Genomic DNA, 16,245 nt, shown 5'->3' on the forward strand with positions numbered 1-16,245 from the left:
CGCGTCCGACACGCCACGACCGGGTTGCGAGTCGTTGCCGAATGTTGTTCTACTGAGCTTCGTGACCATGGACACGGGCGGCCCGCTGGCCGGGATCCGCGTGCTCGAACTCGCCGGGCTCGCCCCGGGCCCGTTCGCCGGGATGATGCTGGCCGACCACGGCGCCTCGGTGTTGCGCGTCGACCGGGTCGCGGCGGTGACCGACCAACCCCGGCGCGACGTCATGGACCGGGGCAAACGCACGATCGGGCTCGACCTGAAGTCGCCCGACGGCGTGGCGGCCTTCCTCGACCTGGCCCGGCACGCCGACGCGGTGATCGAGGTCTTCCGCCCCGGCGTGGCCGAACGCCTCGGCATCGGCCCCGCCGACCTGCACGCCGTCAACGAGCGCCTGGTCTACGGGCGGCTCACCGGCTGGGGGCAGGACGGCCCGCTGGCCCCGCGCGCCGGGCACGACATCGACTACCTCGCGATCTCCGGCGTGCTCTCGCAACTGGGCCGGGCCGGCGAGAGGCCCACGCCGCCGATCAACCTTCTGGCCGACTTCGCGGGCGGGGGGCTGATGCTCGCGTACGGCATCCTGCTCGCCCTGCTCGAACGCGAGCGCACCGGCCGGGGCCGGGTGGTCGACGCCGCGATGGTCGACGGCGCGGCGGTGCTGTTCTCGATGTTCTACTCGCTGACCCGGTCGGGCTTCTGGGGCCCGAGGGGCACCAACCTGCTCGACGGCGGGGCCCCGATGTACGACACGTACGAGACCGAAGACGGGAAGTACCTGGCCGTCGGCGCCCTGGAACCCCAGTTCTACGCCGAACTGGTCCGCGGCCTGGAGCTGACCGACCCGCCCGACCAGAACGACTGGCCCGCGCTGCGCGCCCGGCTCACCGAGGCGTTCAAGACGCGCACCCGCGCCGAGTGGGAGGCGGTCTTCGCCGACTCCGACGCGTGCGTGGCGCCCGTGCTCGACCTGGCCGAGGCGCCCGGCCACCCCCACAACGCCGCGCGCGGCACCTTCGTCGAGGTCGGCGGCGTGACGCAGGCGGCCCCCGCGCCGCGCCTGCTGGGCGCCGCCACCGGCGACCTCGCCCCCGCCACCCGCCTCGACGACCTGACCGCGTGGGGCCTGCCCGAAGAGACGGCGACCCGCCTGCGAGCCCAAGGAGTACTGGCCTGATGGACCTGCTGGAGGCCCTCTACACGACCCGCGCGATGCGCCGGGTCAAGCCCGACCCCATCCCCCTCGACGTCCAGAAGCAGATCATGGACGCCGCCGTGCGCGCCCCCAGCGGCGGCAACGCGCAGGGCTGGCGCTTCCTGCTGGTCGACGACCCGCAGGTCAAAGAGCAGCTGGCGCCCCTCTACCAGGACGCGCTGGCCCGCCTCTACGACGGCCACTACAAGCGCCAGCGCGAGATCGCCGAGGCCGCCGGCGACCAGCGCTCGCTGAACGTCATGAAGTCGTCGCAGCACCTGGCCGACCACTTCGCGGAGTATCCGCTGCTGCTGTTCGCCTTCACCCGCAACGACCCCAGCGGCGGCTCGATCTTCCCGTCGGTCTGGAACGCCCAGCTCGCGGCCCGCGGCCACGGCGTCGGCACCGCCCTCACCACGGTCATGGGCCTGTTCCACGGCGCGGAGGCGATGAAGATCCTCGGCGTGCCCGAGGGGAAGGGCTGGGAACTCGCCTGCACGGTCACCTTCGGCTACCCGACGGGCAGGTGGGGCGTGGCCCCCCGGCGTCCGGTCCACGAGGTGAGCTATCGCAACCAGTGGGGCGAGCCGGTCGGCTTCGAGGCCGACGAGCCCCTGTGGGGCTACCCGGCCTCGGAGTAGGTGGGCCGGGCCGCGACGTAGAGGTCGACGCCGGCCTGGTGGTGGACCTCCAGGTCGGTGGTGAAGGCGCGGCGGTCGGGGTGCTGCCAGAGGAACTGCCAGGCCTCGATCAGGGTCTGGGGCAGCGGGCCGCGTACCTCCAGATGGAGGCTGGGCACCCCCGGCGCCCGCACCGCGACCATGCCCTCGGGCAACCGCGCGGCGGTATGGACGGCTATGCCGATAACCTGGGTATATGCCCCGGTGTGGTCGCTCTCGTAGTCGGTCAGCACGGCGTAGATGTTCTCGTCGACGCGTCCCGGCACGTGGGCGAAGGCGCCCGGGGCACCGGCGCGCTGCCACAACCCCGGAAGCGCGGCGCGCTCCGGGTCGGCCTCGGCCTCGTTGGTGGTGCGGATGGCGTAACCCACGACGAGCAGCTCAGGCCTGTCGGCAATGATCAAGATCGTTCCCCTCGACGAATGGTGATCAGCCGCAATACTACGGAACGCCTCGAACTACTAGTCTGGACAGACGTGCGATTCCTCAACGACATGACCCCGCCGTACGACCTCACCTACAGCGACGTCTTCATGGTCCCATCGAGGTCGGACATCGGGTCGCGACTCGCCGTCGACCTGTCCTCGCCCGACGGCACCGGCACCACCATCCCGATCGTCGTGGCCAACATGACCGCCGTCGCCGGCCGCCGCATGGCCGAGACGGTCGCCCGGCGCGGCGGCATCACCGTCATCCCGCAGGACATCCCGATCGACGTCGTCTCCGACGTGATCTCCTGGGTGAAGAGCCGCGACCTCGTCCACGACACCCCGATCACCCTCACCGCCCACGACACCGTCGGCGAGGCGCTGACCCTGCTGCCCAAGCGGGCCCACGGCGCGGTCATCGTGGTCGACCTCGACAACCGGCCCGTCGGGGTCGCGACCGAGGCCGACTGCCAGGGCGTCGACATGTTCACCCAGCTCGGCGAGGTGATGACCCCCTCACCGCAGGTGCTTCCCGAGGGCATCGACCCTCAGACGGCCTTCGACCTGCTGCACGACCGGCGGCACAAGCTCGCCCCGGTCGTCGACGAGGAGGGCCGCCTGGTCGGCGTGCTCACCCGCACCAACGCGCTGCGCGCCACCCTCTACCAGCCCGCCGTCGACGGCACGGGCCGGCTGCGGATTGCGGCGGCGGTCGGCATCAACGGCGACGTCGCCGCGAAGGCCAAGGAACTGGTCGAGGCCGGGGCCGACGTGCTCGTCGTCGACACCGCCCACGGCCACCAGGACAAGATGCTCGCCGCCCTGCGCGCGGTGCGCGCCCTCGACCCGGGGGTGCCGGTGGCGGCCGGCAACGTGGTCACCGCCGAGGGCGTCCGAGACCTGGTCGACGCGGGCGCCGACATCGTCAAGGTCGGCGTCGGGCCAGGCGCGATGTGCACCACCCGCATGATGACCGGCGTCGGCCGCCCGCAGTTCTCCGCCGTGCTCGAGTGCTCCCGCGAGGCGCGCCGCCTGGGCCGCCACGTGTGGGCCGACGGCGGCGTGCGGCACCCGCGCGACGTCGCGCTCGCGCTGGCCGCCGGGGCGTCGAACGTGATGATCGGCTCGTGGTTCGCCGGCACCTACGAGTCGCCCGGCGACACCCGCACCGCCGCCGACGGCCGCCGCTACAAGGAGAACTTCGGCATGGCCTCGGCCCGCGCGGTCAAGCTGCGCACCGCCGAGGACACCCCGTTCGACCGGGCCCGCAAGGCGCTGTTCGAGGAGGGCATCTCCACCTCGCGCATGTACCTCGACCCGGCCCGCCCGGGAGTGGAGGACCAGATCGACGCCATCGTGGCCGGCCTCCGCTCCTCCTGTACGTACGCCGGCGCGACCAGCCTCCAGGAGTTCCACGAGCGGGCGGTCGTGGGCGTGCAGAGCGCCTCGGGCTACAGCGAGGGCATGCCGCTGCACCAGAGCTGGTGATTCCACGGGCCGTGCGGGTAGTGGCGAGAGTCTTCCACCACGAACTCTGAGGAGAAGGCTCTGATGTACGAAACGCCCACGCACGGCCCGGCCATGCCTCTGGCGGACCGGCGCCTGCTCGTCAGCTACGACCGCTACACCGCCGCCCAGAAGACCGTCGACACGCTCTCGGACGCCGGCTTCCCGGTCCAGGAACTCGCCATCGTCGGCACCGACCTCCGCACGGAGGAGAAGGTCACCGGCCGCTTAACCAACGGCCGGGCGGCCTTGACCGGGGCCGTCAGCGGCGGCGTCTTCGGCCTGGTCGTCGGCCTGTTCCTGGGCCTGTTCACGACCACGTCCACCTCGTTCGTGGCGCTGGTGCTCTGGTCGATCCTGTGGGGCGCCGTCGCCGGTGCGGCGTTCGGCTTCACCAGCCACATGTTCCAGGGCGGGGTGCGCGACTTCACCTCCCGCAACTCGATCGTGGCCGGACGCTACGACGTCCTGGTGACGGCCGGCGTCTGGGAGCGGGCGCAGACCATCCTCCAGGGCGGCCTCGCCCCGGCCGACACGGTCGTCGTCGAGCGCCCGCCGAGCGCGGGCCCGGTGCCGCCCGCGACCTCCGACGTCCCCACCACCGACGGCACCACCGCCGAGCACGAGATCCCGGCCCAGCGCAGGGCCGAGGACGCCGACGCGGAAACGGGCACCAAGCACCGGTGACCTTCCTCGGCGGAGGGCTCGGGGGTGCCGGTAGGCTCGTGCGGTCCGGCCCGCAGAGCGGTCGGCGGCCGGTCGGGGGCGGCGCGTCACTCCGGCCGGCGTGTCCGGGCGAACCGAGCGGCGCGCCATGAACCAAGGAGACCCACGTGGCACTCGAGAAGCCAGAGATCGACTTTCCGGAGGGCAACGCGCCCGCCGACCTGGAGATCGTCGACCTGGTGGTCGGCGACGGTCCTGAGGCCAAGCCGGGGCACACCGTGACCGTGCACTACGTCGGCGTCGCCTTCTCCACCGGCGAGGAGTTCGACGCCTCGTGGAACCGCGGCGACACCTTCCAGTTCCCCCTCGGCGGCGGCCGGGTCATCGCCGGCTGGGACCAGGGCGTGGCCGGCATGAAGGTCGGCGGACGCCGCCGCCTCACCATCCCGCCGCACCTGGGCTACGGCAACCGGGGCGCCGGCCGGGCCATCAAGCCCGGAGAGACCCTGATCTTCGTCGTCGACCTGCTCGGCGTGAGCTGACGTTCGCCCGTTCGTCACGGCCCGGTTCCCGCGAGGGTGCCGGGCCGTGGCATTGGAAGGTCGGGTACGGCAGGATTACGGTGTGTTGCTGATCGATCTTGCCAGGACCTCCGCGGCCGTCGCCGCCGACTCGGCCCGGCTGGCGAAGATCCGCCACCTGGCCGAACTGCTCGCCCGGGTGGGCCCTGACGAGGCCGAGATCGCCATCGCCTACCTGTCGGGCGAGCTCCCCCAGCGCCAGATCGGGGTCGGCTGGCGCTCCCTCCAGGATCTTCCCGAACCCCGGCTGGCCGCCACGGCCACCCTCACCCAGATCGACGCCTTCCTCGAACGCATCAAGGCCCAGTCGGGCCCGGGTTCGCAGGCCGCCCGGCGCGGCCTCGTCACCGACCTGTTCGGCGCGGCGACCCGCCAGGAGCAGACCTTCCTGAGCCGCCTGCTGACGGGCGAGCTCCGCCAGGGCGCGCTCGACGGCGTGATGATCGAGGCCATCGCCAAGGCGGCCGACGTGCCTTCGGCCGAGGTGCGCCGGGCCCTGATGCTGCGCGGCTGGTTGCCCGCCGTGGGGGCGGCCGCGCTGGCCGGCGGCGTGACGGCGCTGCGCGACTTCCACCTGGAGGTCGGCCGCCCGGTCGCCCCGATGCTGGCCCAGAGCGCGCCGACCGTGACGGCCGCCCTGGAGAAGATCGGCGGCCCGGCCGCGATCGAGTGGAAGCTCGACGGCATCCGCGTCCAGGCCCACCGGTCGGGCGACGAGGTGCGCGTGTTCACCCGCACCCTCGACGACATCACCGAGCAGGTGCCCGAACTCGTCGAGGCGGTCCGCGGCCTGTCGGCGACCGACATCGTGCTCGACGGCGAGGTCATCGCGCTGCGCGACGACGCGAGCCCGCTGCCGTTCCAGGTGACCTCCAGCCGGGTGGCGACCAAGGTCGGGCCGCGCGAGGTGCCGCTGAGCGTCTTCTTCTTCGACGCCCTGCGCGTCGACGGCGCCGACCTGCTCGACCTGCCCGACGCCGACCGCCACGCGGCCCTCACGGCCGCCGTGCCGCCGTCGCTGATCACGCCCCGGCTGGTCACCGCCGACGCCGAGGAGGGCGAGGAGTTCTTCGCCGAGGCGGTCCGCAAGGGCCACGAGGGCGTGGTGGTCAAGGCCCCCGCGACGGTCTACGCGGCCGGGCGGCGCGGGGCGGGCTGGATCAAGGTGAAGCCCCGGCACACCCTCGACCTGGTCGTGCTGGCGGTCGAGTGGGGCCACGGGCGGCGCGAGGGGAAGTTGTCGAACCTGCACCTGGGGGCGTACGACCCCGAGACGGGCGGGTTCGTGATGCTCGGCAAGACCTTCAAGGGCCTGACCGACGAACTGCTGGCGTGGCAGACCGAACGTTTCCTCGAACTCGCCGACGGCCCCACCACCGAATGGACGGTGTCCCTGAAGCCGGAGCAGGTCGTCGAGATCGCCTTCGACGGGGTGCAGCGGTCGACGCGCTACGAGGGCGGCATGGCGCTGCGGTTCGCGCGGGTGCTGCGCTATCGGCCCGACAAGCGCGCGGAGGACGCCGACACGGTCTCGGCGGTCCGCGCGCTGCTGCCCCCTACTTGATGAGCCGGACGGTCAGCGGGTAGCGGAAGTCGCCGTCGGCCAGCGCCGACGCGCCGCCGACGACCGACAACACGATGCCGAGGACCCAGAACAGCGGCACCAGCACGATGCCCACGACGGTGAACGGCAGCAGGATCGTGGCGCCGAAGACCGTCAGGTGGAAGTTGAGCGCCTCCATGGCGTGCCGCCGGACGTAGGGCGAGGTGCGGCCGGCGGTCAGCAGCATGATGAGCGGGCCGACGACGAACAGGCCGGTCAGCGTGATGAGGTGGGCGGCGGCGCCGGCCACGCGGTCGGTCCCGTCGGCGGCGCGGGCCGGTTCGTCGTGGGGCTTGGGGTAGGCCGTCATCGCGGGCGCGCGGTTGTAGAGGTCGGCCATGATGGGCGCCAGTTCGGCGTGGGTCTGGGCGGTCATCGCGTGGTCGAGCCGCAGGTCCATCTCGTCCTTGTCGAGGCGCCCCTCGGCGTAGGCCGCCTTGACGTGTTCGACCACCTGGTCGCGGTCGGCGTCGCTCACGCGGAGGTGGGCCGGTGGTGGGACGGGCCGGTGCCCCGGCGCTGCGGGTGAGAACGACGTCGCCATGAAACCCTGCCCTTCTCCGAAGAAGCGTCTCTTTCCGAGTCTGCCTCCTCCCATCCTGGCCGACACCGGCGCGGCGCAGAATCGGGGATGACCCCGACGCGTCCCGGAGATCCCTCAGGGGGACGCGCTCTGCCCGATCGGACGGTATACAAGGGGTATGAGATGGCGTGACCGCTACGGACTACGGCGTAACCGGGGTCCGAAAGTGCAGCGTTTCGACCGGGAGGCCACCGATCAGGACATCGAGTCGCTGATCGAGTTCGCCAAGTCCCGCATCGGCGTGGAGTTCTACGTCGAACCGGAAACCTTCGCCACCGACACCACCGCCGTCGCGGTCGCCCACGACGGCGAATGGACACGCCGCCGCGTGGGCTCCCCCGCCGTCATCAAGAAGGTCGCCCGCGACCTGCGGCTGCCCGTCTACGACGTGCAGCTGACCGGCTACCCGGCCCGGATGAGGGCCTACAACGAACGCCGCCGTCAGGCCGACGGGGTCTAGTCGCCGATCCTCCGCAGCAGCGGGGTGAACCAGCTCATCAGCGGCGGGCCCATCTCACGGTCGAGCTGTTCGGGGGTCGGCATGCGGTCGCCGACGTCGCCGGGGGTGAGCAGCCGGGCGATGGCCTCGGTGAGGATCAGCGCCATCGTGTAGCGCGGCTCGGCCGCGAGCGCCCGGTCGAGCGCCATCGACGCCAGCGCGCAGTCGCCCGTCCGCCAGGCCGCGGCCGCCAGCAGCGCCGCCGCCGGGGTGACCAGCCGCGGCGACAGCCGCCGGGTCAGATCACGCCACAACGCCAGGTGGGCGGGGTGGTCGTCGATGAGGGTCCACGCCTCGTCGCGGACCCGGATCATCCAGAGCGCCAGCCCCAGCCGCGCGGCGTCGTCGTCGGACAACCGCCCGCCGCGCTCGTAGCACTCGACCGCCGACCGCACCCGGGCGAGGCCGTCGGCCAGGTAGCCGGCCGGGTCGGTCTTCTCCACCCAGCGCCACACCTCGCGCTCGGCCCGCCCGGTCGCGCGGTCCATCGCCGCGCGGGCGGCGCCGGTGACGGGCGCGACGGTCAGTTCCAGCGCCGCGCGGTCGGGCAGCGCGACCATGCCGCGCACCACCGCCTCGGCCGCGACGGGATGGGCCGCGGCGTCGTAGTCGATCCCTGTCGGCGGGCACGGGTGCAGGTGGGACCAGTAGCGGCCCTCGTGGGTGCGTAACGCGTCGTGGACGGCGACGCCGGCCGCCGTCAGGAAACGCACCGCGTCGTCGAGGGCGGGCGCGGTCAGGGCCGCTTCGCCGAAGGCGGCGAGCACGGTCGCGCCGGCCTTCTCACGCGCGAGCAGCGGGCGCAGGTCGTCGAGGGCGCCGGGGAGCAGCGGCAGGTCCCAGCGGGTCGCGACGCGGACGGCGGCGTGTTCCAGGCCGATGACGACGAGACTGTCGGCGGGGTGGAAACCGAGCAGGTAGGGGATGGCCGCCAGGATGTCGGCCGGGGACGACAGGCGGAGCCGGTGGGCGATGGGCATGGGGCGATCGTGGCGGCGTACGGGGCATGAGAAACGGACCTGGATCCGGTTGTGGAAAACCGTGTTCGCTGTGGGCATAGCTCTGGAAACCGCAAAACGAACCGCGCGGCATGGGACGGTTGTGCGTCGAGGGGAGCAGCGTTGACGGGCATGCGAGATGTTCCGGTCACCGACGGATGGTCCGGCCACGAGCGGGCCCGGCTGGAGAGCCTGCTGGCCGGGGAGACGGTCATCGTCAGCATGAACCGCCGCCGCGGGCATCCCAACCTGATCGCGTGGGCGCGGACCGCGGGCCTCTACGTCCGCATCGACACCCGCAGCGACTGGGCCAACCCCCACGAGAAGGACGACGTGCTGCGCGGCGAGCAGCTGCGGCGCTTCGAGTCCTACCTGACCGAGCGGCCCGAGCTGCTGGCCCGCGTCACCGAGTTGCGCGGCAAGGCCCTCGGCTGCTGGTGCGTGCCCGGGCCGTGCCACGGGCAGGTGCTCAAACGGCTCGCCGGCGGCGTGGTGGCCATGCCGTCGTTGTCGCCCACCGAGCGGGCCGCGCTGGCCGAGGCCGAGGCCGAGATCGAGGCGGCCGGACTCGGCGGCCTGGGCCGGGTCGGCCACGCCCTGACCCGCATCCGCGACCTGCGGCTCTACCGGGCCGCGTACGCGGGCTTCGACGACTACTGCCGGCAGCGCTGGGGCTTCACCCGCCACCACGCCAACCGCCAGATCGCCACCGCCGGGCTGATGGCCAACATGGGCCGCAAGCCGGAACCTCGCCTGACGGCCGTACGCGACCTGATGGGCGAGCTCGAGGGCGAGCCCACCCCCGAGGCGATCCGCCGGTGGATCGGCCTCGTCGACGAGGGGATCGCGGAGCTACAGGCGGTGCGGCGGCGGCTGGAAGGCCGGCTGCCCCGGCCCCTGAACTAGCATCCGGTCGCGCACCATGATCGCCGCCCCGGCGACCGCGCACGGCATCGCCGCGATGGCGAGGAACGGCACGAGGAACGTCACGAAGACGGCGACGCCGAACCCGAGCGACATGCCCCGGTTCGCCTTGAGCACGGCGAACCGGAACCTGCGCCGCACCCCGCGCCGCTCCATGGCGAGCGCGGTGAGCTCGACGGTCAGGAAATATCCGGACACGAGCGCCCCGATGACCGGCACGACCGTCTGCCCCACGAACGGCACGAACCCGAGGACGAACAGCGGGATCGTGAACATGAGCACGTAGCCGAGGGTGACCAGGCTGTCTTTGATCGACCGCAGGATGCCGAGCACGAGCGGCGTGTCGTCGTGGTGCACGGGCCCGCCGAGACTCTCCTCGACCTGCTCGGAGATCTTCTCGTAGAACGGCTCCCCGATCGCCAGCGAGACAGCCGTGAACAACACGATCGAGAGCAGCGCCCCGACGATGACGAGCAGGACCCCGACGAGCGTGCGGAAGAGGTCGCGCCACCCCCAGTCGTCGGCGAACGGCGTCATCCACGCCGCGACGTCGGCCGCGTTGACCGCCAGCAGCACGAGCAGCCCCGCGAACAGCGCGAACGCGATCAACGCCGGGATCAGCCCGAACAACCACCAGCGCGGATGCCGGGCCATCCACCCGATCCCCCGCAGGTAGCACCCGACACCATCGAAGAACCCACCGGCCTGCCTGCGCACCGGCCCACCACCGACCATGAGGGCGAGGCTAGCGAATCCGTGGTCTGACCGCGATCTACCGGCTTGTCCAGAGCTGGGTGACCTCGACGTCGAGTTCGGCGAGCAGCCGGCGTACGAGAGGGAGCGAGATGCCCAGCACGTTGCCGTGGTCGCCCTCGATGCCGTCCACGAACCAGCCTCCCAGCCCGTCGAGGGTGAACGCCCCCGCGACCCTGAGCGGTTCGCCGCTCGCCACGTAGGCCGCGATCTCCGCGTCCGACGGCGTGCCGAAGCGCACGGTCGTGGCGCAGGTCTCGGCGGCCTCGCGGCCGGTGGCGACGTCGATGACGCTGTGGCCGGTCAGCAGGCGTCCGGTTCGTCCTCGCATGGAGAGCCACCGTTCCGTAGCCTCGCCGGTCGACGCGGGTTTCCCGTAGGCCACCCCGTCGAGCTCCAGGACGGAGTCGCAGCCGATCACCAGGGCGGGGCCCGTGATCGTGTCGGCGACCGCTCTGGCCTTGGCTTTCGCCAGCACGAGGGCGAGGTCGGACGGGGTCGGGGCGGTGATCGCCTCTTCGTCGACGCCGCTGACGATGACTTTGGGCTCCAGCCCGGCGGCGCGCAGAACGCCGAGGCGGGCCGGGGAGGCGGAGGCGAGAATGAGCTCGGTCACGTCAGCCCACCTTAGTCCCGAAGTCGTTTTCATCGTTTGTCAACCGATATGCGGGCTGATGGTCATGAGGGGTACCTTGTCCGGGTTGATCGGCGGCGGGGAGGCCACGTGGCGAAGGCGAGTGTGCGCGAGAGGGCGCGGTACTGGTTCGACAACACCATGTCCCGGGGGACCGGGGCACTGATCGGCTGGCTGGCCGCGTTCTGCGCCGCGCTGGTCGTCGGGGCCGCGATGCTCGCCGTCTGGCTGACGCCCGGCGAGGTCAAGAACGGGGTGCCGGGGGCGCTCTGGGCCTCGCTGATGCGTACGCTCAGCCCGGGGAAGATCGCCTCCGACCAGGGCACCGCGCCCTATCTGGCCATCATGCTCACCGCCTCGCTGGGCGGGCTGTTCTTCGTGTCGCTGTTCGTCGGCCTGCTCTCGGCCGGCCTCAAGACGAAGGTCGAAGACCTGCGCAAGGGCCGGTCGCGCATCATCGAGTCGCAGCACACCGTCATCCTGGGCTGGTCTGACCAGGTCTTCACGATCGTCGCCGAGCTCGTGAAGGCCCGGGAGCAGAAGTCGGTCATCGCGATCCTCGCCGACAAGGACAAGGTCTCGATGGAGGACGACCTGCGCGACCGCATCCCCGACACCGGGCGGGTCCGGGTCGTCTGCCGCACCGGCCGGCCGACCGAGTCGGCCCACCTCGACCTCATGAACCTCGGCGCGGCCAAGTCGATCGTCGTGTTGTCGCCCTCCGGCGACGACCCCGACGCCCACGTCATCAAGACGCTGCTCGCCCTGGCCAAGCGCCGGGGCCAGCATCCGCCGGTCGTGGCGGCCATCGCCGACTCGGGCAACATGGCCGCCGCGCGGCTGGCGGGCGGGCCGGGCGTGCACCTGGTCGACTCCGACGACACGGCCGCGCGGCTCATCGTGCAGTCGTCGCGCCAGTCCGGCATGTCGGTGGTCTGCATGGACCTGCTCAACTTCGACGACGGCGAGATCTACCTGCGCAGGGCGTCCTCGCTGAAGGGCCGGACCTACGGCCAGGCGCTCAGCGCGTTCGAGAACGCCACGCTCATCGGCCTGAAGCGGGCGACGGGGGTCGAGCTCAACCCGCCCACCGAGACGGTCATCGCCGAGGGCGACGACGTCATCGTCATCGCCCAGGACGACTCCACGATCAGTCTCGCGGCGCGGCCGGCCGCCGTCGACGAGACGGCGATCGTGAGCGCGGGCCGTACCAGGCTGGAGCCCGAGCGCACACTGGTGCTCGGATGGAACGGCCGCGCGGGCACGATCGTGCGCTATCTCGACGGTTACGTCGCACCGGGGTCGGTGCTCGACGTGGCGGCGGGGCATCCCGAGGCTGGCGCCGGGCTCGGCGGGCTGCGCAACCTCACGCTGAACGTGAAGGAGTGCGAGACCACCGACCGCTACGCGCTCGAATCGCTCAGCGTCGGCCTCTACCAGCACGTCATCGTCCTGTCGGACGACCGCTTCGAGCCCCACCACGCCGACACGCGCACGCTCATGTCGCTGCTGCAACTGCGCGACATGCAGACCGTCATGCACGAGCGGTACTCGATCGTCAGTGAGATGCACGACGAGAACAACCGCGAACTCGCCGAGGTCACCGAGGCCGACGACATCGTCATCAGCGACACCGTCATCGGCCTGCTGCTCGCGCAGCTGGCCGAGAACCGGCACCTGTCGGAGGTCTTCGGCTACCTCTTCGACTCGCGCGGTTCGGAGATCTACCCGAGGCCGGCGAGCGACTACGTCACCGAGGGCCGTCCCGTCACGTTCGCGACGGTGATCGAGTCGGCCCGCCGCAGAGGCGAGACGGCCATCGGCTACCGGCGGGCCGATCGCGTCAGCGAGGCGCCCCACTTCGGTGTCGTGCTCAACCCCGCCAAGTCGGCCGAGCTCGAGTTCGCGGCCGGTGACAAGGTGATAGTGCTGGCGGAGCGTTAGACGCGCTGGCCCCGCTGCGGCTTGTTCTTCGGCTTGGCACCACCCTGCGCCTGAGCGCCACCGAAGATCTTGCCGAGGACACCGCTGAGCATGTCGCCGAAGCTGCTCGTGCTCATCGCCGACTCCTGGCGGCGGAGCTCACGGGCCATGGCCGTGGCGTCCATGTGGTTGGCGTCGATCCGCTGGGCCATCATGGCCATCGCCATCGGCGCGACCATGGCCATCATCTTCATGATGGCGCCCGAGTTCATGCCCATGAACTGGGCGATGCCCTCGGCGGCCTGACGGCTGCCGGGGACTCCGAGGACGTGGGCCAGGATGCGCTGGCCGTCCTGGTCGTTCGCCAGGGCGGCGATGTCCCGGAAGGGCTCGGCGGACGAGTGGTCGTCCATGGCGGCACGCAGCGACTGGGCCCCCTTGGGCTCGCCGCAGTTGCGGGCCATGCCGCAGATGACGGTGGCCAGACAGGCCTGGATGGCCGGCTTGGCCGACTCGGCGTCGGTCCCCAGGAGGGACGCCATCTGCTGGATCCCCTGCGGGCCCAGCTTGGAGATGATCTCTTCGTGCATCGACTGACTCGACTGACTCACGGTCGGTTCTCCCCCGTTTCAGAAGTGTTCCGCGAGTGATCTGCCCTGCCCGATTTAGGGGTAATGCCTGCTTTGCACCAAAAGACCGCTTTTAGCTACCGAGGCCCGCCTGTCTCGCCCGCACCACCGCCTGGGCGCGGTCGGCCACCTGGAGCTTGGCGAAGACGTTCGTCAGGTGGTTCTTCACGGTCTTCAGGCTGAGGAACAGGGCCCGGGCGATCTCGGCGTTGCTCTTGCCGTTGGCCAGCAGGTCGAGGATCTCGCGCTCCCGCTGGGTCAGCTCGGGGAAGGGACCGGTGCCGGGGCCGGTCGTCAGGAAACGGCGGATGCGCCTGGCCACGGCGGGGCCGTACACCGCCTCACCTCGGGCGACCGCGGCGACGGCGGCGAGGAAGTCCTCGCCGGCCGTTCCCTTCAGCACGTAGCCGCGGGCGCCGGCGCGCAGCGCGGCGAAGACGGAGGCGTCGTCCTCGGACATGGTCAGCACCAGGATGCCCAGGTCGGGGCGCTGGTCGACCAGCCGCCTGGTGGCCTCCAGGCCGCCCACGCCCGGCATGACCAGGTCCATCACGACGACGTCGGGGTTCAGCGACAGGGCCAGCGCGACGGCCTCCTCGCCGTCGGAGGCCTCGCCGACGACCTCGGCGCCGGCCACCTGCTCCAGGAGGGCGCGCAGGCCGTGCCTGAGGAGGGGATGGTCGTCGGCGAGGAGTACTTTCACAGCGGGAGCACCGCCTTCACTGTCGTGCCGTTCCCCGAGGTCCGGCGCAGGGTGCCGCCGAGTTCGGCCGCGCGGTCGCGCATGCTGCCGCTGCCGACCCCCTCGACCAGCGGGTCGGGGAGGCCGCAGCCGTCGTCGGCGACGGTCACCGTCAATTCTCCGGCCTCGGCGGTGGCGCTGATGTCGATGCGGCCGGCCCGCGCGTGCTTGAGGGCGTTGGCCAGCGCCTCCTGGACGATCCGGTAGGCCGCCACCTCCACCGCCGCCGACAGTTCCGGCAGCTCCGACACGGTGACGGTGACCTGGGGGCCGATCGTGTCCAGCGCCAGGTCCTCCAGCGCGCCGGCCAGGCCCAGTTCGTCCAGCGCGGGTGGCCGCAGGCCCTGGACGATCCGCCGGACGTCCGCGACCAGCGTCTGGGTCAGCTCGCGCACGTTCCGCACCTCCTCGCCGGGAGAGGCCGCCTCGATCAGGTAGAGGCCGATGCCGATCGCGGCCAGCCCCGGGCCGAGGCCGTCGTGCAGGTCGCGGCGCAGGCGGCGGCGCTCCTCCTCGCGGGCCCTGACCAGGTCGGCGCGCGACTCGCGCACCTCGCGCGCCAGCCGCGCCGCCGCCAGCGCGACCGCCAGGTGCCGGGCCAGGTCGGTGAGCACGGCCAGGTCGGCGCGCGACAGCGGCTCCCCCGGCGAGCGCGGGGCCGCTCTCAGCTCGCCCTCGTGCCGCCCGCTCGCCGTCAGCGGGAGCTGTACGGCTTCGCCCACCCTCCGGCCGGTCTCGGACACGGTCACGCCGCCGGCCGACACCACCGCCACCCACGGCAACCGCAGGGTCGAGGCGACCGTTTCGGCCGCGTCGTCGAGGAGCCGAGTGGGGTCGGCGGCGGCCTCCAGGCGTACACCCAGCTGGTTGAGCGCGGTGACCGGGTCGCCGCGCTGGCCGAACAACCACCGGCCCACCGCCTTCTGCAGCGCGGCCCGCAGCGGCGCGAACGCGACCGCGACCACAGCGGTGGCCACGAGGGTCTCGGTCGAGGCCACCAGCGCGTGGGCGGTGGCGACGACGCCGAGGTAGACGGCCAGCAGCAGGCCGGTGAGGAGCGTGTAGACGAGGGTCCGGCGCAGCAGGACCTCGATGTCGAACAACCGGTAACGGAAGATCGACACGGCCGTGGCTACGGGCACCAGCGGCAGCGCCACCGCCAGCAGCACCACCCCGATCTCCGGCTGGGCGGCCAGCAGCGAGTCGGCGACCACCGCCGCCGCGAGCGTCACCACGGCCGCGAAGACCGGCAGCAGCCGCCGCAGGTCCCGCCGCAGCCGGGTGGCCAGCGCCGCCGCGCCGCCGACGCCCAGCACCGTCACGACGACCGCGAACGCGGTGGTGGCGTGCGGCTCGGTCGGGATGAACCCGAAGGGGTTCGGCCGCTCGGCGCCCCAGACCCAGACGCGGTCGCGCAGCATGAGCACGACGTGCAGCGCCGCGAGCGCGCCGATCATGAGGCCGGCCGGCAGCCGCCAGCGGCGCGACGGGAGGCGGCCGTCGGGCAGGTAGAGCGGCAGCAGCAGCAACGACCCGAACCCGGTCAGGAAGACCCAGTTGGTGATCCAGGTGGCCGCGAGCGTGCCCGGCCACCCGTGCGCCTCCCCGAAGGCGGCGTAACCGCCCGCGAGCGCCTGGAGCGCCATGCCCGCGCCGCCGAGGCAGAACAACCAGCCGACGGGGTGCCGGGGCCGCGCGGCGGCGATGAGCGCGCCGGTCAGCGGATAGGTCAGGCCGACGACGGCGTCCAGGACGAGGTAGTCGGTGTCGGCCAGCTCGACTCCGGCGGTCAGCACGACGCCGACCACGACGGCGACCGCGCAGAGCACGGGCACGATCCAGGGCCATCGGACGGTCGGCATGGGGCAATTGTGGGGGTGTCCGCAGGTGGAGGGAATGGGACC

17 protein-coding genes are annotated in these 16,245 nt (G+C 72.1%); 9 read left to right on the plus strand and 8 right to left on the minus strand.

All coding sequences use genetic code 11. The annotated features are described in order from the left end of the window. Nucleotides 1-67: 67 nt before the first annotated feature. Together AW271_RS09400 and AW271_RS09405 are read left to right on the plus strand one after the other, a co-directional pair. Nucleotides 68-1,174 carry a CaiB/BaiF CoA transferase family protein gene (locus AW271_RS09400; RefSeq protein ID WP_062334970.1) on the plus strand — a complete coding sequence of 369 codons (1,107 nt, stop codon included), beginning with the start codon at nucleotides 68-70 and terminating at the stop codon, nucleotides 1,172-1,174. Then, a complete protein-coding gene (locus AW271_RS09405) occupies nucleotides 1,174-1,833 on the plus strand; it encodes a nitroreductase family protein (protein WP_062334972.1) in 660 nt (219 codons plus the stop codon). Before AW271_RS09400 ends, AW271_RS09405 begins: the two co-directional genes overlap by 1 nt. Here AW271_RS09405 and AW271_RS09410 read toward each other — a convergent pair. After that, on the minus strand, nucleotides 1,815-2,276 hold the full coding sequence (locus tag AW271_RS09410; protein ID WP_062334974.1) for a GyrI-like domain-containing protein: 462 nt from the start codon (nucleotides 2,274-2,276) through the stop codon (nucleotides 1,815-1,817). The genes AW271_RS09405 and AW271_RS09410 overlap by 19 nt on opposite strands. 72 nt (nucleotides 2,277-2,348) lie before the next feature. Between AW271_RS09410 and AW271_RS09415 the strand changes: the two genes are divergently transcribed. From AW271_RS09415 to AW271_RS09430, 4 genes are all read left to right on the plus strand, one after another. Then, nucleotides 2,349-3,788 (plus strand): GuaB1 family IMP dehydrogenase-related protein, encoded by a 1,440-nt coding sequence (locus tag AW271_RS09415; protein WP_062334976.1) that lies wholly within the window; start codon nucleotides 2,349-2,351, stop codon nucleotides 3,786-3,788. A gap of 63 nt (nucleotides 3,789-3,851) precedes the next feature. Continuing rightward, nucleotides 3,852-4,493, plus strand: coding sequence for a YflT domain-containing protein (locus AW271_RS09420; RefSeq protein ID WP_063817919.1), 642 nt, complete (start codon nucleotides 3,852-3,854; stop codon nucleotides 4,491-4,493). A gap of 146 nt (nucleotides 4,494-4,639) precedes the next feature. Continuing rightward, entirely contained in the window at nucleotides 4,640-5,014 is a 375-nt protein-coding gene (locus tag AW271_RS09425) for an FKBP-type peptidyl-prolyl cis-trans isomerase (RefSeq protein ID WP_062334978.1), read from the plus strand. A gap of 82 nt (nucleotides 5,015-5,096) precedes the next feature. Further along, nucleotides 5,097-6,617 carry an ATP-dependent DNA ligase gene (locus tag AW271_RS09430; protein WP_062334980.1) on the plus strand — a complete coding sequence of 507 codons (1,521 nt, stop codon included), beginning with the start codon at nucleotides 5,097-5,099 and terminating at the stop codon, nucleotides 6,615-6,617. Here the strand turns inward: AW271_RS09430 and AW271_RS09435 are convergent. Continuing rightward, nucleotides 6,610-7,134 carry a DUF1707 and DUF4870 domain-containing protein gene (locus tag AW271_RS09435; RefSeq protein ID WP_245653001.1) on the minus strand — a complete coding sequence of 175 codons (525 nt, stop codon included), beginning with the start codon at nucleotides 7,132-7,134 and terminating at the stop codon, nucleotides 6,610-6,612. The genes AW271_RS09430 and AW271_RS09435 overlap by 8 nt on opposite strands. 223 nt (nucleotides 7,135-7,357) lie before the next feature. Here AW271_RS09435 and AW271_RS09440 point away from each other — a divergent pair, with 223 nt between their 5' ends. Then, the gene (locus tag AW271_RS09440; protein WP_062334982.1) at nucleotides 7,358-7,699 is read left to right on the plus strand and encodes a hypothetical protein; all 342 of its coding nucleotides are present in this window, start codon (nucleotides 7,358-7,360) and stop codon (nucleotides 7,697-7,699) included. Here AW271_RS09440 and AW271_RS09445 read toward each other — a convergent pair. Next, a complete protein-coding gene (locus AW271_RS09445; RefSeq protein ID WP_062334984.1) occupies nucleotides 7,696-8,718 on the minus strand; it encodes a DUF4192 domain-containing protein in 1,023 nt (340 codons plus the stop codon). The two genes, AW271_RS09440 and AW271_RS09445, sit on opposite strands and share 4 nt — an antisense overlap. Before the next feature lie 150 nt (nucleotides 8,719-8,868). Here AW271_RS09445 and AW271_RS41420 point away from each other — a divergent pair, with 150 nt between their 5' ends. Next, a complete protein-coding gene (locus AW271_RS41420) occupies nucleotides 8,869-9,642 on the plus strand; it encodes a DUF4326 domain-containing protein (protein ID WP_062334987.1) in 774 nt (257 codons plus the stop codon). Here AW271_RS41420 and AW271_RS09455 read toward each other — a convergent pair. Both AW271_RS09455 and AW271_RS09460 read right to left on the minus strand, forming a co-directional pair. Then, a complete protein-coding gene (locus AW271_RS09455) occupies nucleotides 9,589-10,395 on the minus strand; it encodes an EI24 domain-containing protein (protein ID WP_062334991.1) in 807 nt (268 codons plus the stop codon). The genes AW271_RS41420 and AW271_RS09455 overlap by 54 nt on opposite strands. 37 nt (nucleotides 10,396-10,432) lie before the next feature. Continuing rightward, nucleotides 10,433-11,029, minus strand: coding sequence for a Maf family protein (locus AW271_RS09460; protein ID WP_218007999.1), 597 nt, complete (start codon nucleotides 11,027-11,029; stop codon nucleotides 10,433-10,435). 108 nt (nucleotides 11,030-11,137) lie between these two features. Here AW271_RS09460 and AW271_RS09465 point away from each other — a divergent pair, with 108 nt between their 5' ends. Beyond that, nucleotides 11,138-12,991 (plus strand): CASTOR/POLLUX-related putative ion channel, encoded by a 1,854-nt coding sequence (locus AW271_RS09465; RefSeq protein WP_062334996.1) that lies wholly within the window; start codon nucleotides 11,138-11,140, stop codon nucleotides 12,989-12,991. Here AW271_RS09465 and AW271_RS09470 read toward each other — a convergent pair. From AW271_RS09470 to AW271_RS09480, 3 genes are all read right to left on the minus strand, one after another. Beyond that, nucleotides 12,988-13,581, minus strand: coding sequence for a DUF937 domain-containing protein (locus AW271_RS09470; RefSeq protein ID WP_157553994.1), 594 nt, complete (start codon nucleotides 13,579-13,581; stop codon nucleotides 12,988-12,990). The two genes, AW271_RS09465 and AW271_RS09470, sit on opposite strands and share 4 nt — an antisense overlap. Before the next feature lie 91 nt (nucleotides 13,582-13,672). Beyond that, nucleotides 13,673-14,302, minus strand: a complete 630-nt coding sequence (locus tag AW271_RS09475) for a response regulator (protein WP_062335001.1) — start codon at nucleotides 14,300-14,302, stop codon at nucleotides 13,673-13,675. Continuing rightward, nucleotides 14,299-16,203, minus strand: a complete 1,905-nt coding sequence (locus AW271_RS09480; RefSeq protein ID WP_062335003.1) for a sensor histidine kinase — start codon at nucleotides 16,201-16,203, stop codon at nucleotides 14,299-14,301. Before AW271_RS09480 ends, AW271_RS09475 begins: the two co-directional genes overlap by 4 nt. Nucleotides 16,204-16,245 lie beyond the last annotated feature (42 nt).

This window comes from Herbidospora sakaeratensis (assembly GCF_001570525.1).
GTDB classification, from domain to species: domain Bacteria; phylum Actinomycetota; class Actinomycetes; order Streptosporangiales; family Streptosporangiaceae; genus Herbidospora; species Herbidospora sakaeratensis.